Annotated in this window: 14 protein-coding genes and 1 pseudogene; 11 read left to right on the forward strand and 4 right to left on the reverse strand. The window is 60.5% G+C overall.

Annotated features, from left to right (window positions below; translation table 11 throughout):
* The 6 genes and pseudogenes from DXT77_RS13680 to mnmH all read left to right on the forward strand — a co-directional run.
* Nucleotides 1–1,313 (forward strand): annotated as a pseudogene (locus DXT77_RS13680) (hypothetical protein); the annotation flags it as partial.
* 370 nt (nucleotides 1,314–1,683) lie between these two features.
* Complete coding sequence (locus DXT77_RS13685; RefSeq protein WP_256662943.1) at nucleotides 1,684–2,433, forward strand: hypothetical protein; 750 nt, start codon at nucleotides 1,684–1,686, stop codon at nucleotides 2,431–2,433.
* On the forward strand, nucleotides 2,430–2,675 hold the full coding sequence (locus DXT77_RS13690; protein ID WP_147406999.1) for a hypothetical protein: 246 nt from the start codon (nucleotides 2,430–2,432) through the stop codon (nucleotides 2,673–2,675). The genes DXT77_RS13685 and DXT77_RS13690 overlap by 4 nt, the downstream gene beginning before the upstream one ends.
* Entirely contained in the window at nucleotides 2,665–3,768 is a 1,104-nt protein-coding gene (locus DXT77_RS13695) for a hypothetical protein (RefSeq protein WP_119427974.1), read from the forward strand. The genes DXT77_RS13690 and DXT77_RS13695 overlap by 11 nt, the downstream gene beginning before the upstream one ends.
* A gap of 98 nt (nucleotides 3,769–3,866) precedes the next feature.
* Entirely contained in the window at nucleotides 3,867–4,901 is a 1,035-nt protein-coding gene (selD, locus tag DXT77_RS13700) for a selenide, water dikinase SelD (protein WP_085712520.1), read from the forward strand.
* Nucleotides 4,901–6,004 carry a tRNA 2-selenouridine(34) synthase MnmH gene (gene mnmH / locus DXT77_RS13705; RefSeq protein ID WP_119427975.1) on the forward strand — a complete coding sequence of 368 codons (1,104 nt, stop codon included), beginning with the start codon at nucleotides 4,901–4,903 and terminating at the stop codon, nucleotides 6,002–6,004. Before selD ends, mnmH begins: the two co-directional genes overlap by 1 nt.
* Nucleotides 6,005–6,140: 136 nt before the next feature.
* Here mnmH and DXT77_RS13710 read toward each other — a convergent pair whose 3' ends face one another.
* The gene (locus DXT77_RS13710) at nucleotides 6,141–6,815 is read right to left on the reverse strand and encodes a histidine phosphatase family protein (protein ID WP_119427976.1); all 675 of its coding nucleotides are present in this window, start codon (nucleotides 6,813–6,815) and stop codon (nucleotides 6,141–6,143) included.
* A gap of 284 nt (nucleotides 6,816–7,099) precedes the next feature.
* Between DXT77_RS13710 and DXT77_RS13715 the strand changes: the two genes are divergently transcribed.
* Together DXT77_RS13715 and hemB are read left to right on the forward strand one after the other, a co-directional pair.
* Entirely contained in the window at nucleotides 7,100–7,798 is a 699-nt protein-coding gene (locus tag DXT77_RS13715) for a glutathione S-transferase family protein (RefSeq protein ID WP_085712517.1), read from the forward strand.
* A gap of 144 nt (nucleotides 7,799–7,942) precedes the next feature.
* Complete coding sequence (hemB, locus tag DXT77_RS13720) at nucleotides 7,943–8,917, forward strand: porphobilinogen synthase (RefSeq protein WP_003223551.1); 975 nt, start codon at nucleotides 7,943–7,945, stop codon at nucleotides 8,915–8,917.
* A gap of 129 nt (nucleotides 8,918–9,046) precedes the next feature.
* On the opposite strand, the gene DXT77_RS13725 is transcribed toward hemB, so the two are convergent.
* Complete coding sequence (locus DXT77_RS13725) at nucleotides 9,047–10,576, reverse strand: FAD-dependent oxidoreductase (RefSeq protein WP_119427977.1); 1,530 nt, start codon at nucleotides 10,574–10,576, stop codon at nucleotides 9,047–9,049.
* A gap of 184 nt (nucleotides 10,577–10,760) precedes the next feature.
* On the opposite strand from DXT77_RS13725, the gene DXT77_RS13730 reads away from it, so the two are divergent.
* Together DXT77_RS13730 and DXT77_RS13735 are read left to right on the forward strand one after the other, a co-directional pair.
* The gene (locus tag DXT77_RS13730) at nucleotides 10,761–11,849 is read left to right on the forward strand and encodes a DUF1615 domain-containing protein (protein ID WP_119427978.1); all 1,089 of its coding nucleotides are present in this window, start codon (nucleotides 10,761–10,763) and stop codon (nucleotides 11,847–11,849) included.
* Between the two features lie 89 nt (nucleotides 11,850–11,938).
* Complete coding sequence (locus DXT77_RS13735; protein WP_119427979.1) at nucleotides 11,939–12,562, forward strand: glutathione S-transferase N-terminal domain-containing protein; 624 nt, start codon at nucleotides 11,939–11,941, stop codon at nucleotides 12,560–12,562.
* On the opposite strand, the gene DXT77_RS13740 is transcribed toward DXT77_RS13735, so the two are convergent.
* The gene (locus DXT77_RS13740; RefSeq protein ID WP_085712511.1) at nucleotides 12,563–13,003 is read right to left on the reverse strand and encodes a CBS domain-containing protein; all 441 of its coding nucleotides are present in this window, start codon (nucleotides 13,001–13,003) and stop codon (nucleotides 12,563–12,565) included.
* Between the two features lie 188 nt (nucleotides 13,004–13,191).
* On the opposite strand from DXT77_RS13740, the gene DXT77_RS13745 reads away from it, so the two are divergent.
* Nucleotides 13,192–15,552, forward strand: coding sequence for a DNA polymerase II (locus tag DXT77_RS13745; RefSeq protein ID WP_119427980.1), 2,361 nt, complete (start codon nucleotides 13,192–13,194; stop codon nucleotides 15,550–15,552).
* Here DXT77_RS13745 and DXT77_RS13750 read toward each other — a convergent pair.
* The gene (locus DXT77_RS13750) at nucleotides 15,517–15,987 is read right to left on the reverse strand and encodes a DUF1810 domain-containing protein (protein WP_119427981.1); all 471 of its coding nucleotides are present in this window, start codon (nucleotides 15,985–15,987) and stop codon (nucleotides 15,517–15,519) included. The genes DXT77_RS13745 and DXT77_RS13750 overlap by 36 nt on opposite strands.
* Between the last annotated feature and the right edge of the window lie 18 nt (nucleotides 15,988–16,005).

Genomic DNA, 16,005 nt, shown 5'->3' on the forward strand with positions numbered 1-16,005 from the left:
CGTCGGCAGCGTCAGATGTGTATAAGAGACAGGGTGGGGTGTCGGCGGGGAGTCTGGTGAAGACGGAAGGGATGGGGTTGGTGGTGGTTTTGGTGCAGGTGGTGAATTTGGTGGGGGCTTATCGGGAGTTGATGAAGCAGACCCGAGACAAGAAGAAGCAGGCGGACTTTTTTTCTGCTTTGGCTGCGACGGGAGCAGCTGGGTTCACTGCGGCGCAGAGTCTTGCAGATACGGCGATGAAAGCTCGTGGAGCTGCGCTTGTTGCAGGGCTTCAGCACCATGCATTGTTGAATGTGAATGTACAGATGGGGATGTTACATATTGGGTTGGGTTTCTTCACTTATGGCTTTGGTTTGGTGTCATCAGCGATGAGTTTTAACAACCAGGAAAAAAATTGGCAGCAAGCGATTCGTAGTGGCGAGCACTCGGCGCAGGGGGCAGCTGCGCTAGCCACAATAGGCGCTGGTGGCATGGTAACGGTTAACGCTTACGGACTGAGTCATACCGTCCACGCCTCTTTCACTGTATTGACTGCTCCGAACAAGGCTTCACGAACTGCTGCCTGGGCCGCCGCCGGTACACGTCTATCAACAGTGTTCTTCCGCTTCAATTTGGCGGGTGCGCTGTTCACCGTTTTGGAACTCAGCGGCACCTGGCTGTTCAACCGCTACAACCTTAGCGCCCACGACAAGTGGCTGAAGATCACGCCTTGGAGCCGGGACACGGAAATGCGCGGTGATCACACACTGGATGACTATCAGAGTTATCTGGCCTTTCTGATCCACGCGCCTTATGCGCAACTTGGCCCAAATCCATACGACTCCTGGCTGAAAAAACTGTTGTTCAAAGCCAAACCCAGCGATATCCACTTGGTGCTACCAAGACTGACGTTGAGTGATCTTCTGCCTCCTTTGGGGGGCAAATCGAAATATCGATTAGGTATCGGCGCGCACCGTATCTCCATTCCCTTGCATAGCCGAGGAGCGCCGCGAGAGCGCAAGGAAGTGATCAGTGATGAGATCGTCAGGAGCTCACGTATTGTTCAATCTACGCGAGAGAAACTGGTGCTTTGTCTGCAGTACCCGGTAGATCCTGATTCTGAGTTCACTCCCGCGAAAGAAATTTTGGAGCTGGCCGTTTGTGTTCAGAACTTGAACGACAAAGGTGAATGGACATCGCGCACCCGTGTCATTCATATCGATCCTCGGGGTGATGGTCATTTTTCAGTGGTTGCTCCTGAACTCGTCAAAGAGAAACCGCCGATTTTGCTTGTCGAAACCCAGTTTTTAGAGCAGGCCGATCATGCCGAATAATCTCATCGAGCCATTGGTTGTGCAGCAGCTTGAACAACCCAGAAAGGCAGGAGATACGGAGCCGTTTCCGAGTGGGCAAATTACTTATGTCTCTCCGCTGCCATTACCAACACTAATGCCACCTTACGGCCCACATATCGGTGAGTTGAATAATGAGTACATGGACTTTGGGTTGGGGTCGCCACAAGTCTTTTCTTGGCAGGTCGTATTGGGTGGACCATTGAGCGTGTCTTTCACAGTAGTTTTCTTATTCCCACTGATTACCGGGTTTTTGGGAGTTATTTTTGGGTACGGGCAGGAAGCCATCTGGGACTCGATGGTCGGTATCTTTGAAATAGCCTGCGAGAACATATCGTTCACTGGCCCATTCATGCTGCTCATCACCCTCGGCGTCTGGCACCACAACCACAAAAAACGCGCCTCAATCATCCCGACCCGCTTCAATCGCCAACGCCGCGAAGTCTGCTTCATGCCCGAAGGCGCCACCGAACCGGTCTTCGTCCCTTGGGAATCCCTCTCCGCCTGGATCATCGAAGCCCAAGGTGCCACCCAATACGGCATCCACCGCCAATACGGCATGGGCATCGGCTTCTACGAAGGCGAAACCCTCACCAGCCTCGAATTCCAATGCGCTGGCCTGCCGCTCGCCATCAGCCACTGGGAAGCCATTCGCGGCTACATGGAATACGAGGTCAACGACCTCAAATCGATCCAGGATCTGCAAGACCTGCAAGGCCCCGACGACCCACCCCACGAAGGCCTGCACACCTTCCGCAATGCCCGCGCGCGCATGCACCAGCAGATCCGCGACGGCTCTCGTTCGCGGCTGTCGGGTTTCTTCTGGTACCTCTATCACGTCATGACCTTGTGGACGATTCCCAACCACCTCGTCGAATGGGAAGTGCGCCGCCTCGAACGGATCGGCAAGCAAGCGCTGCCCGAGGCCATGCGCCAATGGTCGGAACCGCTGCCGAAAGAGCAGTGGGCCAAACCGAGTGAAGAGTTGCTGCGGCTGAGCGAGCAGGTACGCCAGCTGCAAAAGCGCCAGCCGCATCGGCCGATCACCGAGATCTTTGCCGAGGTGCAGCGCACGGGATCTACGGGTAAGCGCCGCGCATGAATTGTTTTCCCAAACAGCGAACGGGGGCCGAATTCACGCCAGCGAAGGAAACTCTGGAATTGGCCGTTTGTGTTCAGAACTTGAACGACAAAGGTGAATGGACATCGCGCACCCGTGTCATTCATATCGATCCTCGGGGTGATGGTCATTTTTCAGTGGTTGCTCCTGAACTCGTCAAAGAGAAACCGCCGATTTTGCTTGTCGAAACCCAGTTTTTAGAGCAGGCCGATCATGCCGAATAATCTCGTCGAGCCATTGGTTGTGCAGCAGCTTGAACAACCCAAAAAGGCAGGAGATACGGAGCCGTTTCCAAGTGGAAAGGTTACTTATCTTGCGCCGCTACCCTTGCCAACTCAAATGCCATCTTATGGTCCGCATATTGGCGAGCTGAATGATGGGTACATGGATTTCGGATTAGGATCACCGCAAATATTTTCGTGGCAGGTGATTTTAGGGGGGGCACTAACCATGACCTTCATGTGGTCTGTCTTACTACCTATATTCAGTTTTTGTTTTGGTCTCGTGTTGGGGTACGACTGGCTGTATTCCTGGGAGTTTGCGGAGGAATTATTTTTTCCGTCATCAAAACTGGGATTGCTGACCGCATTTGCAATGCTGTCCATAGGACTGGCCGTCTGGCACCACAACCACAAAAAACGCGCCTCAATCATCCCGACCCGCTTCAACCGCCAACGCCGCGAAGTCTGCTTCATGCCCGAAGGCGCCACCGAACCAGTCTTTGTCCCTTGGGAATCCCTCTCCGCCTGGATCATCGAAGCCCAAGGTGCCACCCAATACGGCATCCACCGCCAATACGGCATGGGCATCGGCTTCTACCACGGCGAAACCCTCACCAGCCTCGAATTCCAATGCGCCGGCCTGCCGCTCGCCATCAGCCATTGGGAAGCCATTCGCGGCTACATGGAATACGAGGTCAACGACCTCAAATCGATCCAGGATCTGCAAGACCTGCAAGGCCCCGACGACCCGCCCCACGAAGGCCTGCACACCTTCCGCAATGCCCGAGCGCGCATGCACCAGCAGATCCGCGACGGCTCTCGTTCGCGGCTGTCGGGTTTCTTCTGGTACCTCTATCACGTCATGACCTTGTGGACGATTCCCAACCACCTCGTCGAATGGGAAGTGCGCCGCCTCGAAAGAATCGGCAAACAGGCGCTGCCCGAGGCCATGCGCCAATGGTCGGAACCGCTGCCGAAAGAGCAGTGGGCCAAACCGAGTGAAGAGTTGCTGCGGCTGAGTGAGCAGGTACGCCAACTGCAAAAGCGCCAGCCGCATCGACCGATCACCGAGATCTTTGCCGAGGTGCAGCAGTAGGTTCATGGCCCTGGAGGCGGAGATTGCATGGGTGGCGGAAACCTTCTTCCCAACCCCCTCTGCTAGAATCCGCCCCATTCCCAGCCAGAGGTTGCCCCATGAGCGAACCCATCCGTCTGACCCAATACAGCCACGGTGCCGGTTGCGGCTGCAAGATTTCGCCGCAGGTGCTGGAAGTGATCCTTGCCGGCAGCGGCGCGCAGAACCTCGACCCGAAACTGTGGGTCGGCAACGCCTCGCGTGATGACGCGGCGGTGTATGAAATCGATGCCGAACGCGGTGTGGTGTCGACCACCGACTTCTTCATGCCGATCGTCGATGACCCGTTCGACTTCGGCCGGATCGCGGCGACCAACGCCATCAGCGATATCTACGCCATGGGCGGTGACCCGTTGATGGCCATTGCCATCCTCGGCTGGCCGGTCAATGTGCTGGCGCCGGAAGTGGCGCGGGAAGTGATTCGCGGTGGTCGCGCGGTGTGCGACGCGGCGGGTATTCCCCTGGCCGGCGGCCATTCGATCGATGCGCCGGAGCCGATCTTCGGCCTGGCCGTCACCGGTCTGGTGGAAAAGCGCTTCATGAAGCGCAACGACACCGCCACCGCCGGATGCCTGCTGTACCTGACCAAACCGCTGGGCATCGGCATCCTCACCACCGCGGAAAAGAAGGGCAAGCTGCGTAACGCCGACATCGGCGTGGCCCGGGACTGGATGTGTACGCTGAACAAACCCGGTAGCCGTTTCGGCAAGTTGTCCGGAGTGACCGCGATGACCGACGTCACCGGTTTCGGCCTGCTCGGGCATCTGGTGGAAATGGCCGACGGCAGCCACCTCACCGCGCGTATCGCCTATGACCGCGTGCCGCGTCTGGACAGCGTCGAGTACTACCTCGATCAGGGCTGTGTCCCCGGCGGCACCTTGCGCAATTTCGACAGCTATTCAAGCAAGCTCGGACGTGTGCAGGAACTGCACAAGCGGGTGTTGTGCGATCCGCAGACCAGCGGCGGCCTGCTGCTGGCCGTGACTCCGGAAGGCAACGCCGAATTTCTCGCCGTGGCCGCTGAGCTGGGCCTGAACCTGGCGCCGATCGGCGAACTGGTCGAGCGACAGACCCACGCAGTCGAGGTGATTTGATGCTCCGCGACTGCACCGATTACCGCGATATTTTCCTCAACGACCGGCCGCTGATGGATGCCCGCGCGCCGGTCGAATTTCACAAGGGCGCGTTCCCCGGCGCGGTCAACCTGCCGCTGATGAATGACCTCGAACGGCAAAAGGTCGGCACCTGCTACAAGCAGCATGGCCAGCAGGCCGCTATCGAACTGGGCCACCATTTGGTGTCCGGCGCGGTGAAGGCCGAACGCATCGAGGCCTGGGCCGAATTCGCCCGGGCCCATCCCGACGGGTATCTCTATTGTTTTCGCGGTGGCCTGCGCTCGCAGATCACCCAGCAGTGGCTCAAGAGCGAAGCCGGGATCGACTATCCGCGCATCGGTGGCGGCTACAAGGCACTGCGCAACTTCCTGATCGACACCCTTGAACAAGCCGTAAACCAATGTGATTTCGTGCTGTTGGGCGGCATGACCGGCACCGGCAAGACCGAACTGCTGGTGCAATTGCGCAACGGCCTGGACCTGGAAGGCCACGCCAACCATCGCGGCTCCAGCTTCGGGAAGCGCGCCACCGGCCAGCCATCGAACATCGACTTCGAAAACCGCCTGGCCATCGACCTCCTCAAGAAACGCGACGCCGGTATCGACCAGTTCGTCCTCGAAGACGAGAGCAGGGTGGTGGGCAGTTGCGCGCTGCCGCTGCCGTTGTATCAGGGCATGCAGCACTACCCGATGGTCTGGCTGGAAGACAGCTTCGAGGATCGGGTGCAGCGGATCCTGCGCGATTATGTGGTGGACCTGTCGGCCGAGTTTTCGACGGTACATGGCGAGCAGGGTTTCGAGCTGTTCTCCGAACGCTTGCTCGAGAGCCTGAACAATGTGCAGAAACGTCTGGGCGGCGAACGCCACCGGCGGATGCTGCTGTTGATGGAAGACGCACTGGCCGAGCAGGGGAGCAGCGGTTCGGTGGACTTGCACCGGGGCTGGATCGAAGGCTTGCTGCGTGAGTATTACGACCCGATGTATGTGTTTCAGCGCGAGAAGAAGGGCGCGCGGATCGAGTTTGCGGGGGAGCAGAAAGCAGTCCTTGAATATCTGCATGATCGCCTGGATCAGAAAGCTTGATGCTATTCAGCGGCCTCTTCGCGGGCAAGCCCGCTCCCACAATGGAAATCAGCTGAACCCGTCATTTGAGTTCGGCACAAGATTGAATGTGGGAGCGGGCTTGCTCGCGAAAGGGGTAGAGCAGACAGCACAACACTCAAGTCGGGCAAGTGACCTTGCCATTGTCCAGCCCCTGCTTGTAACTGTGGCTCTGCAGGCTGGCCTTGCCGTTGTGCCAGGTCAGGGTCAGCACATACAGCGAGTCATAGTCGCCGGACGCCCAGTCCTCGGTGATGGTCTGTTTCTCGCCCACCGCCTTGCCGGCGACCTTGTTGATCAGCTCCGGCAGGTAACCGTGGGACCACGCGGTGTAGATGATCGAGTTGTGGTACTTGTCGGCGATCAGTTCCCGGGCCAGATCGCTGGTGTCATTGGCCGAGAACTCGATGTTCACCGGCAGGCCGAGCTTGATCGCGGCGGGGCTGATGGTCATCAGGGGGCGGATGTAGCTGTATGAGTTGTCCAGCTCGCCTTCCTCGACATTGCGCGTCGGGTTGGCGGCGAACACATAGTCGGCCTTGCCGAATTTTTCCGGCAGCAGGGTCGACAGTTCGAGGGCGCGGTTCAAGCCCTGGCAGTTGAGCTGGCCGAGGCCGCCGGCAGGTTTTTCCCCGTGACGCAGAAAGATCAGGGTCTGGGTGCCGTCCACCGGTTGCGCGCGGCTTTCGCTGGACTCCAGGGACAGGAACAGCGCGCTCATCGCCAGCAGCGAGGGCAGGGCAACGTAGGCGCGATGTTTGAAGCGTCTGGCGACTTTCATCAAGTTCGTCATGAGATAAGGATTCTTCAGCGTGTTTGGTTAAGGCTGACAAACCTCTGCACCACGGGCTGCCGGAGCCGGGTGTCTTCCCTGTCTTGATTGGCTTTCTTGGAGCCCTCACAGGCCTTTTGGTTCGATCCGATTGCCGGGACGCACTCTAAAGGCAACGCTGAACGGCTTGAGTGGAGGTTAGCGACAGGATGTTGCGAAATTAAGAAAGCGACAAAAAGAACCCGAGCCAGCGCGGAAAACGTGGATTATGCTCAGGCCTTTCATTTTGTGACTGGATGCTACACATGACCGATCTGTCCGCGTTCCCGATCACCCAGAAATGGCCGGCGCAGTACCCTGACTGGATTCAGCTCTATTCCCTGCCGACCCCCAACGGCGTCAAGGTCTCGATCATGCTCGAAGAGATCGGTCTGCCCTACGAGCCGCACCGCGTGGGCTTCGACACCAACGATCAGATGTCCCCGGAATTCCTCTCGCTGAACCCGAACAACAAAATCCCGGCGATCCTCGACCCCCATGGCCCGGAAGACAAACCGCTGCCGTTGTTCGAGTCCGGCGCGATCCTGATTTACCTCGCCGACAAAAGCGGCCAGTTGCTCGCCCAGGAAGGCGCGCTGCGCTACGAAACCATTCAGTGGCTGATGTTCCAGATGGGCGGCATCGGCCCGATGTTCGGACAGCTCGGTTTCTTCAACAAATTCGCCGGCAAGGACTACGAAGACAAGCGTCCCCGCGACCGCTACGTCGACGAAAGCAAACGCCTGCTCAGCGTCCTCAACACCCGCCTCGAAGGGCGTGACTGGATCATGGGCGAGCGCTACACCATCGCCGACATCGCCACGTTCCCGTGGGTGCGCAACCTGATCGGTTTCTACGAGGCGGGCGATCTGGTCGGCATCAAGGACTTCCCGAACGTCACCCGGGTGCTGGAGCGCTTTCTGGCGCGGCCGGCGGTGGTGCGCGGGTTGACCATCCCTTCATAAGTCGGTGTGAGCCGGGTGCGCACATTATTGCGCGCCCGGTAATGCACTGTTGATTGATCCAGGTTTGTACCCCGTCCCCCGCAAGGCATAAGCTTCGCCCCCTACGACTTTCGTCTCATCTGCCCGTTTTTCAGGAAAGGCCCCATGTCCAGTCAGTTCCCCGAAGCACGTCCACGCCGTCTGCGCCGCAATGCGAGCCTGCGCAGCCTGTTCCAGGAAACCGAGTTTTCGCTCAACGATCTGGTGCTGCCGATCTTCGTCGAGGAAGAAATCGACGACTTCGTGCCGATCAAGAGCATGCCCGGCGTGATGCGCATTCCGGAGCGCAAACTGGCCAGCGAGATCGAGCGCTATGCCCGGGCCGGGATCAAGTCGGTGATGACCTTCGGCGTGTCCCACCATCTGGACGCCAACGGCAGCGACACCTGGCGCGAAAACGGTCTGGTGTCGCGCATGTCGCGGATCGCCAAGGACGCCGTGCCGGAAATGATCGTGATGTCCGACACCTGCTTCTGCGAGTACACCGACCATGGCCATTGCGGTGTGATGCATAACCATGAAGTCGACAACGACCAGACCCTGATCAACCTCGGCAAGCAAGCCGTGGCCGCCGCCCGTGCCGGTGCCGATGTGATCGCACCGTCGGCGGCAATGGACGGCCAGGTGCGGGCGATTCGCCGGGCGCTGGACGATGCCGGGTTCACGCAGATTCCGATCATGGCCTACTCGACCAAATTCGCCTCGGCGCTTTACGGCCCGTTCCGCGAGGCCGGTGGCAGCGCGCTGAAGGGCGACCGCAAAAGCTATCAGATGAACCCGATGAACCGCCGCGAAGCCCTGCGCGAATCGCTGCTCGACGAGCAGGAAGGCGCCGATGCGCTGATGGTCAAACCGGCCGGCGCCTACCTCGACATCATCCGCGACATCCGTGAAGCCTCGAACCTGCCGCTGTCGGCATATCAGGTCAGCGGCGAGTACGCGATGATCAAGTTCGGCGCCCAGGCCGGGGCCATCGACGAAGACCGCGTGGTGCGCGAAAGCCTCGGTGCGATCAAGCGCGCGGGTGCGGACCTGATCTTCACCTACTTTGCGATGGACCTGGCCCTGGCCGGGATTTAAGCAAAACCGCGAAGCCCACTGTGGGAGCGAGCCTGCTCGCGATAGCGGTATGTCAGTCAATGCAGTGTTGTCTGATAAGACGCCATCGCGAGCAGGCTCGCTCCCACAGTGGTTTGTGGTGTTCTTGAATCAGGAGAAAAACGGGCGGATCCCGTGATCACGAAAGTACCGTTCGATCACCTTCGGATCCGCGCTGTTGTCGGCAATCGCCACGTAAGTATCCGGGCGCAGCAGGTAAAAACCGTTGCGCCCCAGTCCTGCCGTTTCAAACGCCGGGCGCCAGTCGAACACGTGCAGCGGCAAGTGATGTTCATTGCACCAGGCGATCATTTCGTCGCTGGTGTCGCCGTACACATGCACCTGCCAGCACGGGTTGCGCAGCGGTTCGTAATTATCCCCCTCGCCATCAAGGGCCCACGGCAAGCGGTCGCCGCCGTGCACATGCCCGGCCACGCCTTCACTCAACGCCATGCCCCGGTAGTTGACGGTGATTTGCGACACCGTGCGAAACAGGAATTCGCGACTGGTCTCGAATGAGGCCATTTTCGGGATCACGAACGGTGCCAGCCGTGTGCGCAACAGGTCGGCCATTCGTCCTTCGGCGGTGACGAAACTGAAGACCTTGTCGGTAGTCGACACCAGGCGCCGGGCGAAGGCGATGCGTTCGGTTTCGTAGCTGTCGAGCAGCTTTGGCGTGGCTGCGCCGCCGAGCACCGCCGCGAGTTTCCACGCCAGGTTGATCGCATCGCCGATGCCGGTGTTCATGCCTTGACCGCCGGCGGGGCTGTGCACGTGGGCCGCGTCGCCAAGCAGAAACGCCCGGCCTTTGCGAAAGTGATCCGCCACCCGATGATGCACGCGGTAAGTGGAGAACCAGTTGACGTCCTCGATGTGCACGTTCAAATGCTCGATGGCGCGGCTGCTGACATCGGAAAACTCCAGGGTTTCGGCGCGATCCGCACGTTCGTCGCGCACCGTGCCGATCAGTCGCGCGCGACCTTCGCCGGCCAGCGGGAACACTGCCAGAAAGTCCGCCTCATCCAGATCCAGATGCAACTCGCCGTTGAGCGCCGGGCCGCTGGCCTTTACGTCGGCGACATAAAAAATCTGCTGATAGGTGCCACCGGGAAAACCGGTATCGAGGGTCTTGCGCACCACCGACCGGGCGCCGTCACAACCCGCCAGATAGCAGGCCTGACAGATCTCCTGCTCGCCATCCGGCAGACGCAAATGGGCGGTGAGGCCGTCGCCGTTTTCCGTGAAACTCTCCAGCGTGGTGTTGCGCTCGACCGTCACGTCGTAGTCTTCGAGGCGGTCGATCAGCAACCGTTCGTGTTCGTCCTGCGGGTAGATTTCCAGGAAAGCATAGGGCGTCAGCCCTTCGCCGATCCGGTTCAGCGGCATTTGCGCCACGGCTTTGCCCTTGACCCAGAAATTCGCCGCCGCCACCCGGTGACCATTGCGCACCACGGCTTCGGCGAGGTCCAGTTGCCGGTACAGTTCAAGCGTTCGCGCCTGCACCGCCAGTGCTCGCGAGGTGGTGCCGGGGCCGGAGGTCTTGTCGAGGATGCGTACGCGCACGCCCAGTTTGCTCAGCCACAGGGCCAGTACCAGTCCGGTGGGGCCCGCGCCGATGATCAGAACGTCACTGCGGTTCATGGTCTGTCCTCCTCGCGTGCCCTTTGCCACTGAGTGTGCAGCAGCAAGTATGGATCAGCGGGCGGGCACGGCCAGTCGGCCTGCCAAACGGGGTGATGGAACAGCGTCGCCGGCCCGTAGTCCTATCCTGCAACCCGGGATTGGGCGTAGGGTAAACCCGGCTCAACGGACTTCATGGAGCGTTATGCAAAGCCCTCGATTATTTCTCAGCCTCGCCGCGTTGCTGGTGCTGGCCGGTTGCGCCGGGCAGCGCAGCCGGGAACCGGCCCCGCGCCCGCCGGCCGAGGTCAAGGCGCAGATCGTGCGCCTGCTGCCGGCGAAAACCGTCGACCGCCAGGGCTGGGCCACGGACATCTACACTGCGTTCGCTGCCCAGGGTATCAGCCCGACCACGCAAAACCTGTGTTCGGTGCTGGCCGTCGCCGAGCAGGAATCCAACTTTCAGGTCGACCCGCCGGTACCGGGCCTGGGCAAGATCGCCCGCGACGAGATCGACCGGCGTGCCGCCAAAGTGCACATCCCGAGCCTGTTGGTCAGCGGCGCCTTGCAGGTGCGCTCGCCCAACGGCAAGAGCTACAGCGAACGCCTGAGCGCGGCACGTACCGAGAAAGACCTGAGCGCCATTTTCGATGACTTCATCGGCATGGTGCCGATGGGGCGCACGCTGTTTGGCGGCTTCAACCCGGTGCACACCGCCGGGCCGATGCAGGTCAGCATCGAGTTCGCCGAGCAGCACGCCAAGGGGTATCCGTATCCGGTGAGCGGCACGATTCGCCACGAAGTGTTCACCCGCCGAGGCGGCATGTATTTCGGCATCGCCCATTTGCTGGGTTACCCGGTGGGTTATCGCGAACCGCTGTACCGTTTCGCCGACTTCAACGCCGGGTGGTACGCCAGTCGCAATGCGGCGTTTCAGAATGCGGTCAGTCGCGTGTCGGGTGTGCCGCTGGCGCTGGATGGCGACCTGATCCGCTACGACTCGATCATGCCGGGTACCACCGAACTGGCGGTGCGCAAGCTTGGCAACTCATTGGGCATGCGCAATCCGGTGATCCGCGAGCAACTGGAGAAGGGCAACACCCTGGGGTTTGAAGAAACAAAACTGTATCAACGGGTCTTCGAACTGGCGGACAAGGCAGAAGGCAAATCATTGCCCCGGGCGGTGCTGCCGGGGATTGTCCTGCAAAGCCCGAAGATCACTCGCAAACTGACCACCGCGTGGTTCGCCAAACGGGTCGATGAGCGTTATCGGCGCTGCATGGCTCGGGATTGACGATTCAGTCATCGGCTCGCGGCGGCGATATCCGCCGCGCCTTCTACACTCCAGGGCAGACGGGGAGTCGCTATTTAGAGGGGGGGAACATGTATCAACTTTACGGCCACAGGAATTCAGGGGCAGCGGCCATCGAGGCCGCGCTCGAACTGTGCCAGATCGCCTACCGCTTCATCGACACCGAAGCCAGCGCCGAAGCGGCGCAGGAATTGGCCAGGCTCAATCCGCTCAAGCAGATTCCGACCCTGCAACTGCCCGATGGCAGCGCACTGACCGAAAGCGCAGCGATCCTGATTCATCTCGGGTTGAGTTTTCCAACATCCGGTTTGTTGCCGGCCAGCGCTTCTGATCGTGATCAGGCCATTCGCGGTCTGGTCTACATCGTCAGCAATTGCTACGGGGCCATCGGTGTCATCGATTACCCCGAGCGTTGGCTGGTGATGCCGGACGAAGCATCGCGGCAGAACTTGATGACCGGCGCCCGGGAGCGATTGCACTGGATGTGGGAAGTGTTCGCCGACCAGTTTTCCGCCGAGCTGTATCTGGACGATGAAACACCGGGGGCGCTGGACGTATTGGCCGCAGTGGTCACACGCTGGGCCGGCACCCGCGAACACTTGCGCCAGGCCCGGCCGGGGTTTTATGCGTGGCTGCAACGCATCGACCGGCACCCGGTGCTGGCGCCGGTCTTTGCAAGGCATTGGCCCGTTTGATCACTCCCCGCGAATGTACTGCTCCAGCTGTTTGATCAGCTCGGCCTGTTCGGCAATCGCTTCCTTGACCAGGTCGCCGATTGACAGCAGGCCCAGCAGTTTGCCGTTTTCCACCACCGGCAAGTGACGCAGGCGTTTGTCGGACATGATGCTCAGGCAGGTGTCGACGGTCTGGTGGGTATCCACCGTGATCACGTTCGCCACCATGATGTCACGCACCGGGGTGCCCACCGAGGAGCGTCCATGGAGCACCAGTTTGCGTGCGTAATCACGCTCGCTGATGATGCCCACCACTTTTTCGTCTTCCACCACGAGCAAGGCGCCGACGTTTTTCTCGGCCATCTTCATCAGCGCTTCGAGCACCATGTGATCGGGCTTGATCTGGTGCACTTCCTGATTTTTCTGATCTTTGAGCTTGAGCAGCTGGGCGACGGTTTTCATGGCGGTTACTCAGGTGTTGTCGTTGTTCTCCAAGCATCGTAGACCGTGGCGCACAGAGCAAGGTCGCAAAACGGCAGATAACACGCAAAAAACGTCATTTGACGGTTTTTTCCTGGCGAGGCCTTTGCCACCGGAGGCGGCAATGCCGCGTAGAATGCCCGTCTGAATCAATTCTTGAGGTCGCAGCGGTGGATTTACAGCAGGGCTTCGTCCTGACCCGGCATTGGCGTGACACCCCGGCCGGCACCGAAGTCGAGTTCTGGCTGGCGACCGACGCCGGGCCGCGCCGCGTGCGCCTGCCGCATCAGCCGTCGGTGGCGTTCATCCCGGCGGCGCAGCGCGAGCAGGCCGAGCGGGTGCTGGCGGACGAAAAGAACGTCGAACTGCGCCCCCTGGCCCTGCAGGATTTCGAGCATCGCCCGGTGCTCGGGCTGTATTGCCAGCAACACGGCCAGTTGATGCGCCTGGAAACGGCGCTTAACCGCCACAGTGTCGATGTCTTCGAAGCCGATGTACGGCCGCCCGAGCGCTACCTGATGGAGCGTTTCATTACGGCGCCGGTGTGGTTCAGCGGCACGCCCGATGCCGACGGTGTGCTGCTCAACGCTCATCTCAAGCCTGCACCCGACTATCGTCCGCAACTGCGACTGGTCTCGCTGGACATCGAAACCACCGAGCAGGGCGAGTTGTATTCCATCGCGCTGGAGGGCTGCGGCGAACGGCAGGTGTATATGCTCGGCGCGCCCAACGGTGATGACAGCATTGTCGACTTCGATCTCGAGTACTGCGAATCGCGCACGCTGATCCTGAAGAAACTCAACGACTGGTTCGCCCGCCACGACCCCGACGCAATCATCGGCTGGAACCTCGTGCAGTTCGACCTGCGCATCCTCCATGAACACGCCCGACGCCTCGGCGTGCCGCTCAAGCTCGGGCGCGGCGGCGAGGAAATGCAGTGGCGCGAACACGGCAGCCGCAATCATTACTTCGCGGCAGCGGCGGGGCGGTTGATCATCGATGGCATCGAATCCCTGCGTTCGGCGACCTGGAGTTTTCCGTCGTTCAGCCTGGAGAACGTCGCCCGGACTTTGCTCGGCGAGGGCAAGTCGATCGACAACCCGTACCAGCGCATGGACGAAATCAACCGCATGTTCGCCGAGGACAAACCGGCGCTGGCCAAGTACAACCTCAAGGACTGCGAACTGGTCACGCGGATCTTCGCCAAAACCGATCTGCTGAAATTCTTGCTGGAGCGTGCCAGCGTCACCGGTCTGCCGGCGGATCGCAGTGGCGGTTCGGTGGCGGCGTTCACCCATTTGTACATGCCGTTGATGCACCGCCAGGGTTTTGTGGCGCCAAACCTTGGCACCAATCCGCCGCAGGCCAGCCCCGGCGGGTTTGTTATGGACTCGCAGCCGGGTCTGTACGAATCGGTGCTGGTGCTTGACTACAAGAGCCTTTATCCGTCGATCATCCGCACCTTCCTGATCGACCCGGTGGGGTTGATCGAAGGCTTGCAGCATCCGGATGACGCCGATTCGGTGCCGGGTTTTCGCGGCGCGCGTTTCTCTCGCACCCGGCATTGCCTGCCGTCCATCGTCGCCCGGGTCGCCGAGGGTCGCGAGACTGCCAAACGCGAGCACAACGCGCCGTTGTCCCAGGCGCTGAAGATCATCATGAACGCCTTCTACGGCGTGCTCGGTTCTAGCGGTTGCCGGTTTTTCGATACGCGGCTGGCGTCGTCGATCACTTTGCGCGGCCATGAAATCATGCTGCGTACCCGGCAACTGATCGAAGCCGAGGGTCACGCGGTGATCTATGGCGATACCGATTCGACCTTCGTCTGGCTGCGTCGTCCCCACGGTCAGGAGGAGGCCGCGCAAATCGGCCGGGCATTGGTTGCGCACGTCAACGACTGGTGGCGCGAACATGTGCGCGAGCAGTACGGGCTGGAAAGCGCCCTGGAATTGCAGTTCGAAACCCACTACAAACGGTTCCTGATGCCTACCATTCGCGGCGCCGAGGAGGGCAGTAAAAAGCGCTATGCCGGCCTGGTGACCCGCGCCGACGGCAGCGAGGAAATGGTCTACAAAGGCCTGGAAACCGTGCGCACCGACTGGTCGCTGCTGGCCCGGCAGTTCCAGCAGGAGCTGTACGAGCGGATCTTCCAGCGCAAGCCGTATCAGGATTATGTGCGCGAGTACGTGCGCAAGACGTTGGCCGGCGAGTTCGACGAACGACTGGTCTACCGCAAGCGCCTGCGCCGCACCCTCGACGACTACGAACGCAACGTGCCGCCGCATGTGCGCGCCGCACGCCTGGCCGATGATTACAACGCAGAGCACGGTCGCCCGCGGCAATACCAGAACGGCGGCTGGATCAGCTACGTCATCACCCTGGCCGGGCCCGAGCCGCTGGAAGTGCGCCGCGCAGCCATCGACTACGACCATTACATCACCCGCCAGCTGCAACCGGTGGCGGATGCGATCCTGCCGTTTGTCGACGACGATTTCTCAACCCTGATCGGGGGCCAACTGGGCCTGTTTTGAGTCCAGCAACTGCAGGGTCCATTCGTCCTGAATGCCGTGGAAGTAACGCTCCAGCGCTTGATGCCAGAGGCTGTCGTCGTCGGCGAACTGGGCGAACAGGGTCATCGATGAGTGGAATTTCAGGTCGTCCGGGTGGCCGAAAATCTCGGCAATCGAACGCTGCGGCACATTGAGCACAAGCTGCGCGCAGGTGCGCAGCCGGGCGCCGAGCAGCTCATGGGCCAGATAGGCCCGGGCTTCACCGGCGGAGCCGATGGCGAAGCGCCGGGACATCTCACTGCCGCCGAGCCCGGCGAACTGCGGGAACACAAACCACATCCAGTGGCTGCGCTTGCGGCCCTCGCCGAGCTCGCGCTGGACCCGCTCGAACACCGGGTCCTGGGCGAGCACGAAACGTTGCAGGTTGAATGGATCGTCCTGATCAGTGCTTCTCATGGCGAAGCCCTCTGTCAG

The organism is Pseudomonas sp. 91RF (genome assembly GCF_003576265.1).
Classification (GTDB): domain Bacteria; phylum Pseudomonadota; class Gammaproteobacteria; order Pseudomonadales; family Pseudomonadaceae; genus Aquipseudomonas; species Aquipseudomonas kribbensis.